The organism is Micrococcus sp. ACRRV, from assembly GCF_022346985.1.
GTDB classification, from domain to species: Bacteria; Actinomycetota; Actinomycetes; order Actinomycetales; family Micrococcaceae; genus Micrococcus; species Micrococcus porci.
The window spans coordinates 1-16,452 of record NZ_JAKRNH010000053.1; the positions used below are offsets into that span (position 1 = coordinate 1).

A 16,452-nucleotide genomic window follows, 5' to 3' on the forward strand; every position below is an offset into this window, starting at 1 on the left:
GACCGCGACGGCCTCCTGCTGGGCCGACTGCGCCAGGTCCTGGGCATGGGCCTTGGCGTCCTGGGCGACGCCCGCCGCGGGGTCCGGGCGGCCCGGCGTCGGGAGATAGTCCCGGAACGTCCCAGGCCACGAGCCCGTGACGGACGGCGGAGGCCTGTCCTAGCGTGACCTTCACCGGCCGCGCCGATGGAAGGCGCGGCCCCTGAGAAGGAAGGCACACCATGGCGAAGAACCACTCCGCTCACGCGGCCGATCCGCAGCAGTCCGAGACCCGCCAGAAGGCGGAGGCCGCCGCCGGCGCCGCCCAGGACCAGGCCGCGGGCGTCGCCCAGGACGCCAAGGCCCATGCCCAGGACCTGGCGCAGTCGGCCCAGCAGGAGGCCGTCGCGGTCAAGGACGAGGCCGTCCAGCACGCCAAGTCCCTGGCCGGCTCCCTGCAGGACCAGGCCGCCCAGCAGGCCTCGACCCAGCAGGGTCGCCTGGCAGAGCAGTCGCGCGGCATCACGGACGACCTGCACCGCCTGCTCTCCGGCGAGCAGCCCCAGGGCGACGCCGTCCGCCAGGCCGTGGCCGCCGTCGCCGACCGCGCCGAGACCCTCACGCAGCGCCTCGAGACCGCCCAGCCGATGGACCTCGTGGACGACGTCCGCCGCTTCGCCGCGCGCCGTCCCGGCACGTTCCTGGCGATCGCCCTCGGCGCCGGCGTTCTCGCCGGCCGCATGACCCGCGGCGTGCGTGACGCCTCCCAGGACGGCCCCGCGTCCCTGTCCTCGGCCCCCCGCACGCCCCAGCACCGCCGCGAGCTGGAGCCCCAGGGCGTGCAGGCCGATGTGACCCCGCACCATCTGGACTCGCAGATCCCGGCGCACACCGGCGACGACGCCCCGCGTCCGGTCTCGGACACCGCGGCCGGCCTGCCCTACGGCACGGAGCCGCTGCCGACGATCGATCCGCTCACCGGCGAGCCGGTGGCGGAGGATCCGTACGACCAGACCCGTGACGGGGGCCGCGCATGAGCCACGCCACCCCGAACGGCGGAGCCCCGCGCCACGCGGACCCCGCCGCCCACCAGTCCACCCCGGCGGCGGGGGCCCACACCCCGCCGCCCACCCAGGCGGAGTTCCGCGCCGAGCACGAGTCGCTCGGTGAGATGTTCTCCTCCGCCACGGAGAAGGTCTCGCTCCTGATGCGTCAGGAGATCGCCCTCGCGAAGGCCGAGGCCACCGACTCCGCCAAGAAGGCCGGGAAGGGCGCGGGCATGTTCGCCGGCGCCGCCGTCGGCGGGTTCTTCCTGCTGATGTTCCTGTCCCTCGCCCTGATGTACGCCCTCGGCTCCCTCATGCCCCTGGGCTGGGCCGCGCTGATCGTGGCCGTCCTGTGGGGCGTCGTGGCCGCCGTGCTGGCGCTTCAGGGCAAGAAGAACATCGAGAAGATCAAGGGTCTGCCGCAGACCCAGGAGACGCTTCAGGAGATCCCCGAGACCCTGAACCCTGCGAAGGAGACGCGATGACCACGAGCAGCAACCCCGACGAGATCCGCGCCGAGATCGAGCGCACCCGCCACGCACTGGGCCAGGACGTGGACGCGCTGGCCGAGAAGGTCAGCCCCACCAAGGCCGTGAGCCGCCAGACCAACCGCGTCAAGGACGGCTTCATCACAGTGAAGGAGAACATCATGGGCACCCCCGAGCACCACGAGGGCCCCGGCGCCGTGGACCGTGCCCGGTTCGCCGCGCAGGACGCCGCCGGCCAGGTCCAGGGCACCGCCCACGACGTCGCCGACCAGGCCCGCGGCTACGCGCAGCAGGCCGGCGAGGCCGCCTCCCAGTGGGTCGACGACGCCCAGCACGCCGTGCAGCAGGCTCCGGCCCAGGTGCGCGGCCGCACGGCGGGCAACCCGCTCGCCGCGGGCCTGATCGCCCTGGGTGCCGGCTGGCTCATCGGCTCGCTGATCCCGGCCTCCCCCGTGGAGAAGCGCGCCGCCGAGCGCGTGAAGGACCAGGCGGCCCCGCTGCTGGAGTCTGCCAAGCAGGAGGCCGCCCAGGTCGCGCAGGACGTGCGCGAGCAGGTGGAGCCGGAGGTCCGCGACGCCGCCGCCTCCCTGAAGGACTCCGCGGCGGAGTCCGTCCAGTCCCTGAAGTCCGAGGGCGCCGAGAAGGCGCAGGACCTCAAGGGCTCCTCGCAGGACGCCGCCCAGCAGGTCAAGCACGCGGCCGAGCACGCCTGACCCGCCCCGCGCGCACGCCGCCCGTCCTCCCCTCGGAGGGCGGGCGGCGTCGTCGTGTCCGAGGCACTGCCTAGACTCGCCCCGTGACCCCTCTCGACCGCACCCCCGACCGGCGTCCCGTCCCCGCCGGCACCGGCCTCACCCTGGAGGACGCCCTCCCCGTGGCCGACGACGCCCGGCGCCCCCGCCTGGCCCGCACCGTCGCCGAGGCCCGGGCCGCCTTGCGCGAGCTGACCGCCGCCGCGGGGCAGGAGCGCGGCGGGGCGCCCGTCGTTGTGGGGATGGTCCCGACGATGGGGGCCCTGCACGGCGGACACGCCGCCCTGATCCGGCAGGCCCGCGCGGAGAACGACGTGGTGGTCGCCTCGATCTTCGTGAACCCCCTGCAGTTCGGGGACCCGGCCGACCTGGAGAACTACCCGCGGACCCTGGAGGCGGACCTGGACCTGCTGGGCGCGGCCGGCGCGGACCTGGTGTTCGCCCCGGACGTGCAGGAGATGTACCCGGGCTACCCGGACGCGCCGATCGTCACGGTGTCCGCCGGCCGCATGGGCGAGGTCCTGGAGGGCGTCTCCCGGCCGGGGCACTTCGACGGCGTGGTCACCGTGGTGGCCAAGCTGTGGAACATCGTGCGCCCGGCGGTGCCCGCGCTGCGCAGCTACTTCGGCCAGAAGGACGCCCAGCAGCTGGCCATCCTGCGCCGCCTGGCCCACGACCTGGACGTGGACGTGGAGGTGCGTGCGGTGCCGATCGTCCGCTCGCCCGAGGGCCTGGCCCTGTCCAGCCGCAACACCCGCCTGGACGCCGACGGCCTGGAGCACGCCCTGGTGCTCTCCCGCGCGCTGCGCGCCCTCGTGGACGCCGCCGAGGCCGGCGAGCCGATCGACGTGCGGGCGGCCCGCCAGATGGTGTCCGACGAGCCCGGCGTCACCCTCGACCACCTCGTGGTGGTGGACCGCGAGACCCTCGAGGAGCTCGGTCCGGAGCTGCTCTGTCAGCCGCTGCGCCGCGAGGCCCTGGCCCTCGTGGCCGCGCACGTGCCGCCCGTCCGGTTGATCGACAACATGGTGCTGCCCGCCGCGGGGCCGCTGCCGTGACCCCGGAGCGTCTCGCCGCGGCCTTCGACGGCCCCTCGCCCGCGCTCGCCGCGACGCTGCTGGGGTGCCGGCTGACCGTCGTCGCCCCGGACGGCGCCGTCACCGTGCGGCTGACCGAGACCGAGGCGTACGGGAACGCGGGCGCGGACCCCGGCGCCCACTCGTTCCGCGGTCGCACCGAGCGCAATGCCGCGCTGTTCGGGCCGCCGCGGCGCACGTACGTGTACCTGAACTACGGCATCCACCGCTGCCTGAACCTGGTGGGCCACCCCGAGGGGGAGGCCGGCGGTGTGCTGCTGCGTGCGGCCGAGGTGCTCGCGGGAGGGGACCTCGCGGTGGCCCGCCGTGGCCGGGACACCGGCCTCAAGCTGCTCTCCGGGCCGGGCAACCTCGGCCAGGGCCTCGGCATCACCCTGCAGATGGGCCACGTGCCCGTGGAGATCGTCGCCGCGCCGCCGGAGGTGGCCGACGACGGCGGCACCCCGGCCCGCCTCGCCGCACCCGCCCGCTTCCTCCTGGCCCCGCCCGCGTCCCGCGATCCGGCCGAGCCGCCGATCGAGGTCGTGACGGGCCCGCGCGTCGGCGTCTCGGGGGAGGGCGGCTCCGTGCGCTTCCCGTGGCGGTTCAGCGTGGCCGGCCACCGCAGCGTGTCCGCGTTCCGGCGTGGCCGCAACGTGCCGGACTGAGCCTCAGACCTTGTCGGCCGCCCCGGCCCCGTGCCTAGGTTGATCCCATGACCGAGATGAACAAGACCGCCCACGGTGAGACCCAGCAGACCGTCACCCGGACCATCGACGCGTCCGCCAAGGACGTGTTCGACTTCCTGACCCTGCCCGCGAACCACGCGAAGTTCGACGGCTCGGGCATGGTGCAGTCGGACGACAAGACCCAGCGCATCCAGAAGGTCGGCGATGTGTTCACCATGAACATGCACGCGGAGCACATGGGGGGCGACTACCAGACCGACAACCACGTGGTCGCCTACGACCCGAACAAGCTTGTCGGCTGGAAGACCGCCCCCGCCGGCACCGAGCCCAAGGGCTGGCAGTGGGTCTACCGGCTCGAGGACAACGGCTCCGGCAGCACGGACGTGTCCCTCACCTACGACTGGACCGACGTGACCGACCCGGAGCTGCTGGCGAAGAACCTCTTCCCGATGGTCTCCGAGGAGCAGATGGAGGAGTCGCTCGCGAAGCTCGCCTCCGAGGTCGGCTGACCCCGCCTCCCGACGGCGGCCCCCGGCTCGCCCGTCCCCACGACGACGGGCACACACCCGACCAGGGTGCGTGCCCGTCGTCGTGTCCGGTGTCACGGCTAGAGTGCCGTGCGAGACCGTCCCACCCCCACGTCCAAGAGGATCCGCCATGACCGCCACCGCCTCCCCGATCCCCGCCCCGCGCGAGGACCTGTACCGCCACGTCAACGCCGAGTGGCTGGACACCCACGAGATCCCCGCCGACCAGGGGGCCTACGGGGCGTTCCTCGAGCTGCGCGACGCCGCCGAGCTGGCCGTGCGCCGGATCGCCGAGGACGCCGCCCGCGACACCGCCATGGCCGCCCCGGCCGCCGAGGTCGAGGCCCCCGCCCAGGACGAGGCCTCCCAGGACCCCGCCTCCGCCGATCGTGCCGCACGCCGGCGGATCGCCGTGCTGTGGTCCGCGTTCATGGACGAGGAGGCCGTGGAGGCCGCCGGGATCCTGCCGCTGGCCGCGGACCTGGAGGCGGTGGACGCCGTCGCCTCCCCGGCGGAGCTGCTGGCCCTCTCCGGGCGGCTGCAGCGCGAGGGCGTGTCCGGCCTGATCGGCACGGGCGCCCTCAACGATGCCGGCGACCCCGAGCGCATGCTCCTGCACCTGATCCAGTCGGGCCTGGGCCTGCCGGACGAGTCCTACTACCGCGAGGAGGCCTACGCGGAGATCCTCGCGCAGTACACCGAGCACGTGGGTCGGTTGTTCGCGCTGGCCGGCGTCGGCGGGGACGAGGCCGGCGCGGCCGCCCTGGGCGAGCGCGTGGTGGCCCTGGAGAAGCGCATCGCCGCGCACCACTGGGACGTGGTCCGCTCCCGGGACGCCGTGGCCCGCTACAACCTGCTCACCCGGGATCAGCTCCTGGAGCTGCTGCCCCTGGCCCCGGGCTGGCTCGAGGGGATCGGCGCCGCCGACGCCCGCGCGGACGAGGTCGTCGTGTGGCAGCCGGACTTCCTCACCGGCGTCCAGGCGCTGCTGGAGGGCCCGGACGCCGCGGACCTGGCCGACTGGAAGGCCTGGCTGACGCTGCAGGTGCTGCGGTCGCGGGCCGGGTTCCTGCCGGACGCGTTCGTGCAGGAGAACTTCTCCTTCTACGGCCGACGCCTGGCCGGCACGCAGGAGGTGCGCCCGCGCTGGAAGCGCGCCGTCGCGTTCGTCAACGGCGGCGTGGGGGAGGACGTGGGCCGGCTCTACGTGGCCCGCCACTTCCCGGAGGGCCACGTGGCCGCCATGGACCAGCTCGTGGGCCTGCTCCTGGAGGCCTACCGCCGCTCCATCGACGCCCTGGACTGGATGGGCGAGCAGACCCGGCAGAGTGCGCTGGAGAAGCTCGCCATGTTCCGTCCGATGGTCGGCTTCCCCGAGGCGTGGCGGGACTACTCCGCGCTGGAGCTCACCCCCGGCGACCTCGTGGGCTGCGCCCGCGCCGTGGACCGCTTCGAGTGGGACCGGGACCTCGCGAAGATCGAGACGGGCCCGGACCCCCGCGAGTGGCACATGACCCCGCAGACCGTGAACGCCTACTACACGCCGCTGGAGAACGCGATCGTCTTCCCCGCGGCCCTGCTGCAGCCCCCGTTCTTCGACCCGGAGCGGTCCATGGCCGCGAACCTGGGCGGGATCGGCGCCGTGATCGGCCACGAGATCGGCCACGGCTTCGACGACCAGGGCTCCCGCTACGACGGCTCCGGCCGCCTCCACGACTGGTGGACGGAGCAGGACCGCGAGGCCTTCGCCGAGCGCACCGGCCGCCTCGTGGCGCAGTACTCGGCGCTGTCCCCGGCGGAGGCCCCGGACCGGCAGGTCAACGGCGAGTTCACCCTCGGGGAGAACATCGGCGACCTCGGCGGCCTGGGCATCGCCCACCAGGCCCTGGAGATCTGGCGGGAGGAGCAGGACGGCTCCACCGAGGACGAGTCCTCCGGCGACCGCGAGTTCTTCCAGGCCTGGGCCGCCGTGTGGCGGCAGCTGACCCGCCCGGAGACCATGGTCACCCGCATCGCCTCCGACCCGCACTCGCCCAACGAGTTCCGCTGCAACCAGGTGGTGAAGAACCTGGACGCCTTCCACACCGCCTACGGCACGCGCGAGGGCGACCCCATGTGGCTGGCCCCGGAGGAGCGCGTCACCATCTGGTGAGCGCGGCCGGTCCGGCGAGGCCACGACGACGCCGCTCCTGACGACGACGCCGACACGCCCCGTTCAGGGGCGGCAGGCGTCGTCGGCGGCGGGGTCCTCCCGCTCGTCCACGAACCGGCGCAGCAGGGCGCTGAGGGCGCGCACGTCCTCGAGGTCCCAGCGCTGCAGGCGGGCGCGGGTGCCGCCCCCCGCCGGGCCCTGGCGGACGGCATCGAGCCGGGCCCGGGCCTCGTCGGTGGCCGTGAGCAGGGCGGAGCGGCGGTCCCGGGGGTCGGGCTCGCGATGGATGAGCCCGTCCCCCTCCAGGTCCTTGAGCACCCGGGAGATCTGCGTCCGGTCCAGCATCAAGTGCTCGGCCAGGTCCGAGGGCGTGAGCGGGCCGCGGTGGCAGATCGCCACGAACGCCTTCATGGCACCCAGGGGGAGACCGGGGTGGACCGCCTCGGCCTGCCGGGCCAGCGTGGCCCGGTACTGGCGGACCAGCCGGTTGAACGAGCCCTCCAGCTCGCGCACGGCGGCGTCGAACGCCTCCGGCGCGAATGCATCGGCCCCGGTCCCGCGGCCGTCCGACCCGTGGTCGGCCGGGTCAGCCACGGCGGGAGCGGCGCAGCAGCGGGACGAACGCCGCGGCCGCGGCGCCGGCGGCCAGGGCGCTGGCCGTGGCCCGCCACGCGGTGGAGCGCCTGGTGCCCGCGGGGGCGATGCGGCGCTCGCGCAGCCCGGCGGGGACACGCAGGGCACGAGCGGCGGGGGCCGGCGTCGTCGTCGTCGAAGCCGGGGCGGCCTCCTGCACCTGGGCCTGGGCGACCACGGGCGTCGAGCCGGTGGCGGGCAGGGTCTGCATGGCCTGCGGCACGCTGACGGTGGCGAGGTCGGCGCGCTCGGCGTCGATCCGCTCCGTGGTGGTCATGTGGCCCAGCGGGATGTTCGGCAGGAACAGGATGGCCGCCAGGGCGACCACGGCCAGCGGCACGCCCACCAGGAACGCCTGGGAGATGCCCGTGGCATAGACGTCCTCGAAGATCACGCGCAGGGCGTCCGGCATCTCCGCGACGCGCGGCAGCGAGCCGGACTGCAGGCGCTGGGCCCACTCCGCGCCCGCCGGGCCGAGGGACGCCAGGGCCGCGCCGATGTCCGTCCTGCGCTGCTCCACCTGGTCCGGGACCACGTTGGCCACCACGGCGCCCATCAAGGCGACGCCGATCGTGCCGCCGAGGGAGCGGAAGAAGGTCACGCCGGAGCTGGCGACGCCCATCTGGCGCGGGTCCGTGGTGTTCTGCACCACGAGCACGAGGTTCTGCATGGTCATGCCGACGCCGGCGCCGAGCAGGAACATGTAGAGGGACACCAGCCAGAACGAGGTGTCGTAGTGCAGGGTGCCGAGCATCGCGGCGCCGGCGATCAGCAGGACGGCGCCGATCACGAGCCAGCGCTTCCACACGCCGGTGCGGGTGATGACGCCGCCGATCACCGTGGAGGACACGAGCAGGCCGACGATCATCGGGATGGTCATGAGGCCGGCCTGGGTCGGGGTCGCGCCGCGGGCGAGCTGCATGTACTGGGACAGGTAGACGGACGCGCCGAACATGGCCAGGCCGGTGGCGATCGACGCGATCGTGCCCAGGGTGAAGGTGCGGTCTCGGAACAGGGTCAGCGGGATCAGGGGCTCGGCCACCGTGAGCTCGACGACGACGAACAGCACGGCGGCCAGTGCGGCGCCGCCGAGCATCCAGGCGGTGGTGGCGCTGGCCCAGTCGAACTGGTGGCCGGCGTTGGTCACCCAGATCAGCAGCAGTGCGGTGGCGGTGGAGAGCAGCACGATGCCGAGGTAGTCGATGGAGACCTTGCGGGACTCGCGCGCGGGCAGGTGCAGGGTGCGCTGCACCATCACCAGCGCCACGAGCGCGAACGGCAGGGACACGAAGAAGTTCCAGCGCCAGCCCCAGAGGTCGGTGATGATGCCGCCGGCGAGCGGGCCGCCCACGGTGGCCACGGCCATGACGGCGCCGAACAGGCCCGCGTAGCGGCCCCGCTCGCGGGGGCTGATGATGTCCGCCATGATGACCTGGCTGAGCGCGGCCAGGCCGCCGCCGCCCAGGCCCTGGATCACGCGGCAGACGATCAGGAAGGTCGGGTCGGTGGTGAAGCCGGCGGCCGCGGAGGCGGCCACGAAGAGCACCAGGGCCACCTGGAAGAGGACCTTGCGGTCCACGAGGTCGGCCAGCTTGCCCCAGATGGGGGTGGCGATCGCGGTGGCCAGCAGGGCCGCGGTGATCACCCAGGTGTAGGCGGTCTGGTCACCGCCGATGTCGCTGATGATCACCGGCATGGAGGTGGAGACCACCGTGTTGGCGATCATCGAGACGAACATGCCGAGCAGCAGGCCCGTGAGGGCGCGCAGCACGGTGCGGTGGCGGGCGGCGTCGTCGGCGGCCCTCTCCAGTGAGGGGACGGCGGGGGAGTTCCCGACGGCGGCCGGGCCGGCCGTCGCGGGCGGGGCGGTGGTGGTGCTCATGGGGTCCTTCGGTGATTGACACACGTCAATGATTGATTTTCGTCAACTATAAGCCCAAGGGCCCTCCCCGTCGTCCCCGCGCGCCGTTAGCCTGGTCACCTCCCGGCCCCCACGAGAGCGAGCTGCCATGTCCCCCCGATTCCTGCTGATGGCCGACCTGCCCGAGCCTGGCCTGGGCATGCTCCGCGAGGCCGGCGAGGTGGTGCGCGGCGGCGACGTCGGCGGGAACGCGGCGCTCGCCGACCTGTGCGCCTCGGGCGAGTACGACGTCGTGGTGGGCGCCCTGGACCAGCGCTACGACGCGGACCTGCTCGCCCGTGCCCGCGTCAAGGGCATCGCCAACTACGCCGTGGGCTTCGACAACGTGGACGTCCCCGCGGCCACGGAGCACGGGATCCTGGTGGGCAACACCCCGGACGTGCTCACCGCCGCGACGGCGGACATCGCCCTCCTCCTCATCCTCGGCGTGACCCGCCGCGCCGTGGAGGGGGAGCGGATGATGCGCGAGGGCCGGTTCGAGGGCTGGCGGGCCGACATGCTGGTGGGCAAGGACGTCGTCGGCGCGACGCTGGGCCTGGCCGGCTTCGGCCGGATCGGCAGGGCGGTGGCCGAGCGCGCGCTGGCGTTCGGCATGGAGGTCGTCTTCGCGCCGCGCCCGCCCGCGCACCGCGAGGTCCCGGCCGAGGAGCTCGGCGACCTGGCCGGCCGCGTCCGCCAGGTGCGCTGGGAGGAGCTCGTGGAGACCGCGGACGTCCTCTCCCTCCACGTCCCCCTCACGGAGGACACGCGCCACCTCGTGGACGAGGACGTGATCGCGCGGATGAAGGACGACGCCGTGCTCGTCAACACGGCCCGCGGCCCCGTGGTGGACGAGGCCGCGCTCGTGACGGCGCTGCGCGAGGGGCGGCTCTTCGGCGCGGGCTTCGACGTCTACGAGGACGAGCCCGCGATGGCCGAGGGCCTCGCCGAGCTGCCCAACGTGATGCTCCTGCCCCACCTCGGCTCCGCCACGCGCGACGCCCGCGCGGCGATGGCCGAGCTCACCGCCCGCAACGCGATCGGCATGGCGACGGACGGCGAGGCGCCCGCCCTCGTCAACCCCGAGGCGCGCGGCTGACCCTCGGTAGACTGGGGGACCGTGACCCCCGAGAACCCCGCCCCCGCCGCCGTCGACCACCACGACCAGCAGGCCGTGCGCGCCGCCAAGCGCGAGCAGCTGCTGACCTCCGGCCGCCAGGCCTACCCCGTGCAGGTGCCCCGCACGCACTCCCTGGCCGCGGTCCGCGCAAAGTTCGACGGCAAGCACGAGGCCGGCTGGGAGGAGGGCCCCGAGGTCTCCGTGACCGGCCGCGTCGTGTTCCTGCGCAACACCGGCAAGCTCTGCTTCGCCACCCTCCAGGAGTCGGGCGCCGCCGGTGAGGCCGTGCGCCTGCAGGTCATGGTGTCCCTGGCCGAGGTCGGCGAGGAGTCCCTGGGCGAGTGGAAGAAGTCCGTGGACCTCGGCGACTTCCTCTCCGTGACCGGCCGCGTGATCGTCTCCCGCCGCGGTGAGCTCTCCATCCAGGCCGCCGCCTGGGAGATGGCCTCCAAGGCCCTGCGCCCGCTGCCCGTGCTCCACGCGGACCTCAACGAGGAGACCCGCGTCCGCCAGCGCTACACGGACCTGATCGTCCGCGACGAGGCGCGCGAGATGGTCTACAAGCGCGCCAAGATCACCTCCGCCGTGCGCCGCACCCTCGAGTCCCACGGCTACGTGGAGGTCGAGACCCCCATCCTGCAGCTGGTCCACGGCGGCGCCCAGGCCCGCCCGTTCGAGACGCACCTCAACGCGTTCGACCAGGACATGACCCTGCGCATCGCCACCGAGCTGTACCTCAAGCGCGCCGTCGTGGGCGGCATCGAGCGCGTCTACGAGCTCGGCCGCGTGTTCCGCAACGAGGGCGTGGACTCCACGCACTCGCCCGAGTTCACCACCCTCGAGTCCTACGAGGCATGGGCGGACATGCACGTCATGGCCGACCGCATCAAGGAGATCATCCTCAACGCCGCGGACGCGATCGGCGCGGGCCGTCGGATCGAGACCTCCCGGGGCGTCATCGACCTCGACGGCGAGTGGGCCTGGGTCTCCGTGTACCCGGGCCTGTCCGAGGCCGTGGGCCGCGAGGTCACCCCGGACACCGACGCCGAGACCCTGCGCGCCATCGCCGCGGAGCACGACGTCAAGGTGGATCCGAAGTGGGACGCCCAGAAGCTGGTCATCGAGCTGTTCGGCGAGATCGTCGAGCCCACCCTGATGAACCCGACCTTCGTGTACGACTACCCGCCGGCCGCCCAGCCCCTGGCCCGCCCGAACCGCGACGACGACCGCGTGATCGAGGCCTGGGACCTGATCATCGGCGGCATGGAGCGCGGCACCGCGTTCTCCGAGCTGATCGACCCCGTGATCCAGCGCGAGCGCCTCACCGAGCAGTCCCTGAAGGCCGCCGACGGCGACGACGAGGCCATGCAGCTGGACGAGGACTTCCTCCGCGCCCTCGAGTACGGCGCCCCGCCCATGGGCGGCATCGGCCTGGGCATCGACCGCCTGGTCATGCTGTTCACCGACGCCGGCATCCGCGAGACCATCCTCTTCCCGCTCCTCAAGCCGGAGGCCTGACCGTGGCAGCCTTCTGGGAGTACTTCTCCGTCCTGGCCCCGTCCGTCGGGATCGGCCTGGTCTTCTGGCTGGTCATGCGCTCGCTGCTGCGCTCGGACACCGCCGAGCGCGAGGCGCGCCAGCGCCGGGGCGAGGACGCCCGCGCGGCCCGCGAGGAGGCCGAGGCCCGGGAGTGGGCCGCGCGTCGTCGCGGCGACGCCCCCGCCGGGCCCGGGGGCGCCGAGCGCCCCTGAGCCCCGCGCGTCGGGCGGGCCCCGGGGCTTCCCCCTGTGGCGAACAGCACCGCCGGGCACCGGCGCCCCTGCGTAGTCTCGACCCGAACCGACGCAAGGAGTGTGCCCATGTTCGAGAGATTCACCGACCGTGCCCGTCGTGTGGTCGTGCTCGCCCAGGAAGAGGCGCGCATGCTCAACCACAGCTACATCGGCACCGAGCACATCCTGCTCGGCCTGATCCACGAGGGCGAGGGCGTGGCGGCCAAGGCCCTCGAGTCCATGGACATCTCCCTGGCCGCCGTCCGGGAGAAGGTCCAGGAGGACATCGGCCAGGGGCAGCAGAACCCGCCCGGCCACATCCCCTTCACGCCGCGCGCCAAGAAGGTGCTCGAGCTGTCCCTGCGCGAGGCGCTGCAGCTGGGCCACAACTACATCGGCACCGAGCACATCCTGCTGGGCCTGATCCGCGAGGGCGAGGGCGTGGCCGCCCAGGTCCTCGTGCAGCTCGGCGCGGACCTCAACCGCGTCCGCCAGACCGTCATCCAGCTGCTCTCCGGCTACCAGGGCGGCGCCCAGGGCGGCAAGGAGACCGCCGGCGCGGGCGTCGGCCAGGGCGGCTCGGAGGGCCAGAACGCCGGCTCCGTGGTCCTGGACCAGTTCGGCCGCAACCTCACGGCCGCCGCGCACGACGGCAAGCTGGACCCCGTGATCGGCCGCGCCCAGGAGATGGAGCGCGTCATGCAGGTCCTCTCCCGCCGCACCAAGAACAACCCCGTGCTCATCGGCGAGCCGGGCGTCGGCAAGACCGCCGTCGTCGAGGGCCTGGCCCAGGCGATCGAGCGCGGCGACGTCCCGGAGACCCTCAAGGGCAAGCAGCTGTACTCGCTGGACCTCGGCTCGCTCGTGGCGGGCTCCCGCTACCGCGGCGACTTCGAGGAGCGCCTGAAGAAGGTGCTCAAGGAGATCCGCACCCGCGGGGACATCATCCTGTTCATCGACGAGATCCACACCCTGGTCGGCGCCGGCGCCGCCGAGGGTGCGATCGACGCCGCCAGCATCCTCAAGCCGATGCTCGCCCGCGGTGAGCTGCAGACCATCGGCGCCACCACGCTGGACGAGTACCGCAAGCACATCGAGAAGGACGCCGCGCTGGAGCGCCGCTTCCAGCCGATCCAGGTGCCCGAGCCCTCGGTGGAGGACGCCACGCAGATCCTGCGCGGCCTCCGGGACCGCTACGAGGCCCACCACAAGGTCTCCATCACGGACGGCGCGCTGTCCGCGGCGGCCTCCCTGGCGGACCGCTACATCTCCGACCGCCACCTGCCGGACAAGGCCATCGACCTCATCGACGAGGCCGGCGCGCGCCTGCGCATCCGCCGCATGACCGTGCCCCCGGAGGTCAAGGCCTACGAGGAGCGCATCGCCGAGGTCAAGGCGCAGAAGGAGGCCGCGATCGACGGCCAGGACTTCGAGGGCGCCGCCCGCCTGCGGGACCAGGAGAAGCAGCTCGAGGAGGAGCGGGAGCAGAAGGAGCAGGCCTGGAGGGCCGGCCAGGACGCCGCCGTCGCCACCGTGGACGAGGACCTCATCGCCGAGGTGCTCTCCCTCTCCACCGGCATCCCGGTGTTCAAGCTCACCGAGGAGGAGACGGACCGCCTGCGCAACATGGAGGCCGAGCTCCACCAGCGCGTCATCGGCCAGGACGAGGCCATCAAGTCCCTGTCCCGCGCCATCCGCCGCACCCGTGCCGGCCTGAAAGACCCGAACCGCCCCTCGGGGTCGTTCATCTTCGCCGGCCCCACCGGCGTCGGCAAGACGGAGCTGGCCAAGTCCCTGGCCGAGTTCCTCTTCGGCGACGAGGACGCGCTCATCACCCTGGACATGTCCGAGTTCCAGGAGAAGCACACGGTCTCGCGCCTGTTCGGCGCGCCCCCCGGCTACGTGGGCTACGAGGAGGGCGGCCAGCTCACCGAGAAGGTCCGCCGTCGCCCGTTCTCCGTGGTGCTGTTCGACGAGGTGGAGAAGGCGCACGCCGACCTCTTCAACTCGCTGCTGCAGATCCTCGAGGACGGTCGCCTGACCGACTCGCAGGGCCGCGTGGTGGACTTCAAGAACACCGTGATCATCATGACCACGAACCTCGGCACCCGGGACATCTCCAAGGGCGTCATGACGGGCTTCCAGTCCTCCACCGACACCTCCACCGGCTACGAGCGGATGAAGGGCAAGGTGCGCGAAGAGCTGCGCCAGCACTTCCGCCCCGAGTTCCTCAACCGCGTGGACGACGTGATCGTGTTCCCGCAGCTGCAGAAGCACGAGATCGTGGAGATCGTGGACCTGTTCGTCTCCCGCCTGGCCAAGCGCCTGGCGGAGCAGGACCTGTCCATCGAGCTCACCCCGGCCGCCAAGGACCTGCTCGCGGACCGCGGCTACGACCCGGCCATGGGCGCGCGCCCGCTGCGCCGCACCATCCAGCAGATGGTGGAGGACCAGCTCTCGGAGAAGATCCTCTTCGGCGAGATCCCGGCCGGCTCCCTCATCACCGTGGACGCCACGGGCGAGGGGGAGGGCGCCGAGCTGACGTTCGCGTTCGCCGGCGGGCGCGCGGCGCTCGAGGGCGACGACGCGGCCGAGCCCGCGGCGCTCCCGGCGGCCGCCGACGCCCCGGTGGAGGGCCGCGAGGCCCCCGGTGCGGACGTCCCCCGCGGGGATGACGCGGGCCAGGACGGCCCGGAGGCCGGCAGTGCCCTCGGGGCGCGCCTGGACTGACCGGCCGCGCGCCGGTGACGCCACGCTCGAGGCGGGGTGGGGGTTGACCCCCGTCCCGCCTCGGGCGTTCTCTGTGCGGACCGTCGGGGCGAGCGCCTCGGCGCCCGACACCGAAGGAGACCGACATGGCTGACATGGGCAACACGTTCGACAAGCTCAAGGGCGACGCGAAGGGCGCCGTCGGCGAGGCCACTGGCGACTCGCACCTCGAGGCCGAGGGCAGGACCGAGTCCGCCGCCGCGTCCGCCAAGGACGCCGCGCGGTCCGCCGGGGACGCCGTCAAGGGCGCCGCCGAGGGCGTGAAGAACGCCGTCTCCCGCGACTGACCCGTCCCTGACCGGGGGCGACCCGGTCCACCCGGGAACGCCTGGGAAATTCTCCCGGTGAGGGGTGGACGACGGGCCCACATGATGCCAGTGTGGGTCACGACCGCTCCCGGTGGTCCTGCCCGGCAGGGAGGCGGTTCCCGTCCCCCGGACCGCGGGCAGCCCCCGAACAGAAGGAGGAGCACCATGGTGGGCTTCGACGACGTGAAGAACCTCGCGAACGAGAACTCCGACAAGATCAACGAGCAGGTGGACGCCGCGCAGGAGCAGCACGGTGACAAGCTGGGCCAGCACGCCGACCTCGCCCACAAGGGCATCGACGGCGCGCAGGACAAGTTCCTGAACGGCCAGTCCGCCGAGAACGAGGGCGAGCAGCAGGCCTGAGCCTGACGAGCCCCTCGTGGGCCCCCGCCCCGGATCCGTCCGGGACGGGGGCCTTCGCGCGTCCGGGGTGTGGACATCCGTCGGCCGCCCCGGGGCCCGGTCCTAGACTGGCGGACATGCCTGCCGCCCCCGTCGTCACCGTCCGCCCGGCCCGCACGCAGGACGTGCCCGCGATCCGCGCGCTGGTGTCCCCCCTGGCCGAACGGCGCCTGCTCCTGCAGAAGGAGGCCGTGGCGTTCTACGAGTCCATCCAGGAGTTCATGGTGGCCGAGGCGGAGGACGGCTCGCTCGCCGGCTTCGGTGCCCTGCACGTGATGTGGCAGGACATCGCCGAGGTGCGGACCCTGGCCGTGGCGGACGCCTGGCTGGGTGCCGGCGTCGGGCACCGGATCCTCACCGCGCTCCTGGAGCGGGCCCGCGAGGTGGGAGTGGCGCGGGTGTTCTGCCTGACCTTCGAGGTCGAGTTCTTCCGCCGCCACGGATTCGAGGTGATGGCGGACCAGTCCGCCGTGGACCCGGAGGTCTACGCGGAGCTGCTGCGCTCCACGGACGAGGGCGTCGCCGAGTTCCTGGACCTGGCCAGGGTCAAGCCCAACACCCTCGGCAACACCCGCATGATCCGCAGCCTCTGACGGCCGATCCCCGGGGCGGCGACGCGCGGTTCCGCCCCCGGCGCATCAGGCGGGGAAGGCGAGGGCGCCGTCGTCGTGGGCCACGAGGAGGCCGTCCCCCAGGAGTCCCGCCACGGCCCGCTCCCACTGGGCGTCGTCCGGGGTGTGCGCGCCCAGGCGGCCGGTCCCGTCGACCGCCTCGCGGAGCCCGCCCCGGGGCACACGCCCGTGCTCCCGGACGGCGGCCATGACGGCCCCGCGGACGGC

16 protein-coding genes and 1 pseudogene are annotated in these 16,452 nt (G+C 73.4%); 14 read left to right on the forward strand and 3 right to left on the reverse strand.

The annotated features are described in order from the left end of the window. Positions 1–221: 221 nt before the first annotated feature. The 7 genes from MHY29_RS07105 (at position 222) to MHY29_RS07135 (ending at position 6,709) form a co-directional block, all read left to right on the forward strand. Positions 222–1,016: a hypothetical protein gene (locus MHY29_RS07105; RefSeq protein WP_239239434.1), complete on the forward strand. Its 795-nt coding sequence runs from the start codon at positions 222–224 to the stop codon at positions 1,014–1,016. Between the two features lie 134 nt (positions 1,017–1,150). Continuing rightward, complete coding sequence (locus MHY29_RS07110; RefSeq protein ID WP_370643471.1) at positions 1,151–1,510, forward strand: phage holin family protein; 360 nt, start codon at positions 1,151–1,153, stop codon at positions 1,508–1,510. Then, positions 1,507–2,226: a DUF3618 domain-containing protein gene (locus MHY29_RS07115; protein ID WP_239239436.1), complete on the forward strand. Its 720-nt coding sequence runs from the start codon at positions 1,507–1,509 to the stop codon at positions 2,224–2,226. The genes MHY29_RS07110 and MHY29_RS07115 overlap by 4 nt, the downstream gene beginning before the upstream one ends. A gap of 83 nt (positions 2,227–2,309) precedes the next feature. After that, the gene (panC, locus tag MHY29_RS07120) at positions 2,310–3,323 is read left to right on the forward strand and encodes a pantoate--beta-alanine ligase (protein ID WP_239239439.1); all 1,014 of its coding nucleotides are present in this window, start codon (positions 2,310–2,312) and stop codon (positions 3,321–3,323) included. After that, on the forward strand, positions 3,320–4,009 hold the full coding sequence (locus tag MHY29_RS07125; RefSeq protein WP_239239442.1) for a DNA-3-methyladenine glycosylase: 690 nt from the start codon (positions 3,320–3,322) through the stop codon (positions 4,007–4,009). The genes panC and MHY29_RS07125 overlap by 4 nt, the downstream gene beginning before the upstream one ends. 47 nt (positions 4,010–4,056) lie before the next feature. Beyond that, positions 4,057–4,539 carry an SRPBCC family protein gene (locus MHY29_RS07130; protein WP_224355833.1) on the forward strand — a complete coding sequence of 161 codons (483 nt, stop codon included), beginning with the start codon at positions 4,057–4,059 and terminating at the stop codon, positions 4,537–4,539. Between the two features lie 148 nt (positions 4,540–4,687). Then, the gene (locus tag MHY29_RS07135; protein ID WP_239239444.1) at positions 4,688–6,709 is read left to right on the forward strand and encodes a M13 family metallopeptidase; all 2,022 of its coding nucleotides are present in this window, start codon (positions 4,688–4,690) and stop codon (positions 6,707–6,709) included. A 63-nt stretch (positions 6,710–6,772) separates the two neighbouring features. On the opposite strand, the gene MHY29_RS07140 is transcribed toward MHY29_RS07135, so the two are convergent. Beyond that, positions 6,773–7,303 carry a MarR family winged helix-turn-helix transcriptional regulator gene (locus MHY29_RS07140; RefSeq protein ID WP_224355831.1) on the reverse strand — a complete coding sequence of 177 codons (531 nt, stop codon included), beginning with the start codon at positions 7,301–7,303 and terminating at the stop codon, positions 6,773–6,775. Then, positions 7,296–9,224: an MDR family MFS transporter gene (locus tag MHY29_RS07145; RefSeq protein WP_255718686.1), complete on the reverse strand. Its 1,929-nt coding sequence runs from the start codon at positions 9,222–9,224 to the stop codon at positions 7,296–7,298. Before MHY29_RS07145 ends, MHY29_RS07140 begins: the two co-directional genes overlap by 8 nt. A gap of 127 nt (positions 9,225–9,351) precedes the next feature. Between MHY29_RS07145 and MHY29_RS07150 the strand changes: the two genes are divergently transcribed. From MHY29_RS07150 to MHY29_RS07180, 7 genes are all read left to right on the forward strand, one after another. Continuing rightward, positions 9,352–10,341, forward strand: a complete 990-nt coding sequence (locus MHY29_RS07150; RefSeq protein ID WP_224355829.1) for a D-glycerate dehydrogenase — start codon at positions 9,352–9,354, stop codon at positions 10,339–10,341. Positions 10,342–10,362: 21 nt separating this feature from the next. After that, positions 10,363–11,880, forward strand: coding sequence for a lysine--tRNA ligase (lysS, locus tag MHY29_RS07155; RefSeq protein WP_224355827.1), 1,518 nt, complete (start codon positions 10,363–10,365; stop codon positions 11,878–11,880). A 2-nt stretch (positions 11,881–11,882) separates the two neighbouring features. After that, entirely contained in the window at positions 11,883–12,113 is a 231-nt protein-coding gene (locus MHY29_RS07160; protein WP_224355826.1) for a hypothetical protein, read from the forward strand. 108 nt (positions 12,114–12,221) lie between these two features. After that, positions 12,222–14,864 carry an ATP-dependent Clp protease ATP-binding subunit gene (locus MHY29_RS07165; RefSeq protein WP_239239447.1) on the forward strand — a complete coding sequence of 881 codons (2,643 nt, stop codon included), beginning with the start codon at positions 12,222–12,224 and terminating at the stop codon, positions 14,862–14,864. 125 nt (positions 14,865–14,989) lie between these two features. Then, positions 14,990–15,190, forward strand: coding sequence for a CsbD family protein (locus tag MHY29_RS07170; protein WP_224355823.1), 201 nt, complete (start codon positions 14,990–14,992; stop codon positions 15,188–15,190). A gap of 186 nt (positions 15,191–15,376) precedes the next feature. Next, on the forward strand, positions 15,377–15,574 hold the full coding sequence (locus MHY29_RS07175; RefSeq protein WP_239239450.1) for a hypothetical protein: 198 nt from the start codon (positions 15,377–15,379) through the stop codon (positions 15,572–15,574). 116 nt (positions 15,575–15,690) lie between these two features. Beyond that, positions 15,691–16,206, forward strand: a complete 516-nt coding sequence (locus MHY29_RS07180; RefSeq protein ID WP_224355820.1) for an amino-acid N-acetyltransferase — start codon at positions 15,691–15,693, stop codon at positions 16,204–16,206. A gap of 45 nt (positions 16,207–16,251) precedes the next feature. Here the strand turns inward: MHY29_RS07180 and MHY29_RS07185 are convergent. Then, positions 16,252–16,452: pseudogene (locus MHY29_RS07185) on the reverse strand (A/G-specific adenine glycosylase); the annotation flags it as partial.

Bases quoted from the DNA above. Each gene is read 5' to 3' on its own strand.
- MHY29_RS07105 (WP_239239434.1), top strand. From the start codon at position 222: ATGGCGAAGAACCACTCCGCTCACGCGGCCGATCCGCAGCAGTCCGAG.
- MHY29_RS07110 (WP_370643471.1), top strand. From the start codon at position 1,151: ATGTTCTCCTCCGCCACGGAGAAGGTCTCGCTCCTGATGCGTCAGGAG.
- MHY29_RS07115 (WP_239239436.1), top strand. From the start codon at position 1,507: ATGACCACGAGCAGCAACCCCGACGAGATCCGCGCCGAGATCGAGCGC.
- MHY29_RS07130 (WP_224355833.1), top strand. From the start codon at position 4,057: ATGACCGAGATGAACAAGACCGCCCACGGTGAGACCCAGCAGACCGTC.
- MHY29_RS07135 (WP_239239444.1), top strand. From the start codon at position 4,688: ATGACCGCCACCGCCTCCCCGATCCCCGCCCCGCGCGAGGACCTGTAC.
- MHY29_RS07145 (WP_255718686.1), bottom strand. From the start codon at position 9,224: ATGAGCACCACCACCGCCCCGCCCGCGACGGCCGGCCCGGCCGCCGTC.
- MHY29_RS07150 (WP_224355829.1), top strand. From the start codon at position 9,352: ATGTCCCCCCGATTCCTGCTGATGGCCGACCTGCCCGAGCCTGGCCTG.
- MHY29_RS07165 (WP_239239447.1), top strand. From the start codon at position 12,222: ATGTTCGAGAGATTCACCGACCGTGCCCGTCGTGTGGTCGTGCTCGCC.
- MHY29_RS07170 (WP_224355823.1), top strand. From the start codon at position 14,990: ATGGCTGACATGGGCAACACGTTCGACAAGCTCAAGGGCGACGCGAAG.
- MHY29_RS07175 (WP_239239450.1), top strand. From the start codon at position 15,377: ATGGTGGGCTTCGACGACGTGAAGAACCTCGCGAACGAGAACTCCGAC.
- MHY29_RS07180 (WP_224355820.1), top strand. From the start codon at position 15,691: ATGCCTGCCGCCCCCGTCGTCACCGTCCGCCCGGCCCGCACGCAGGAC.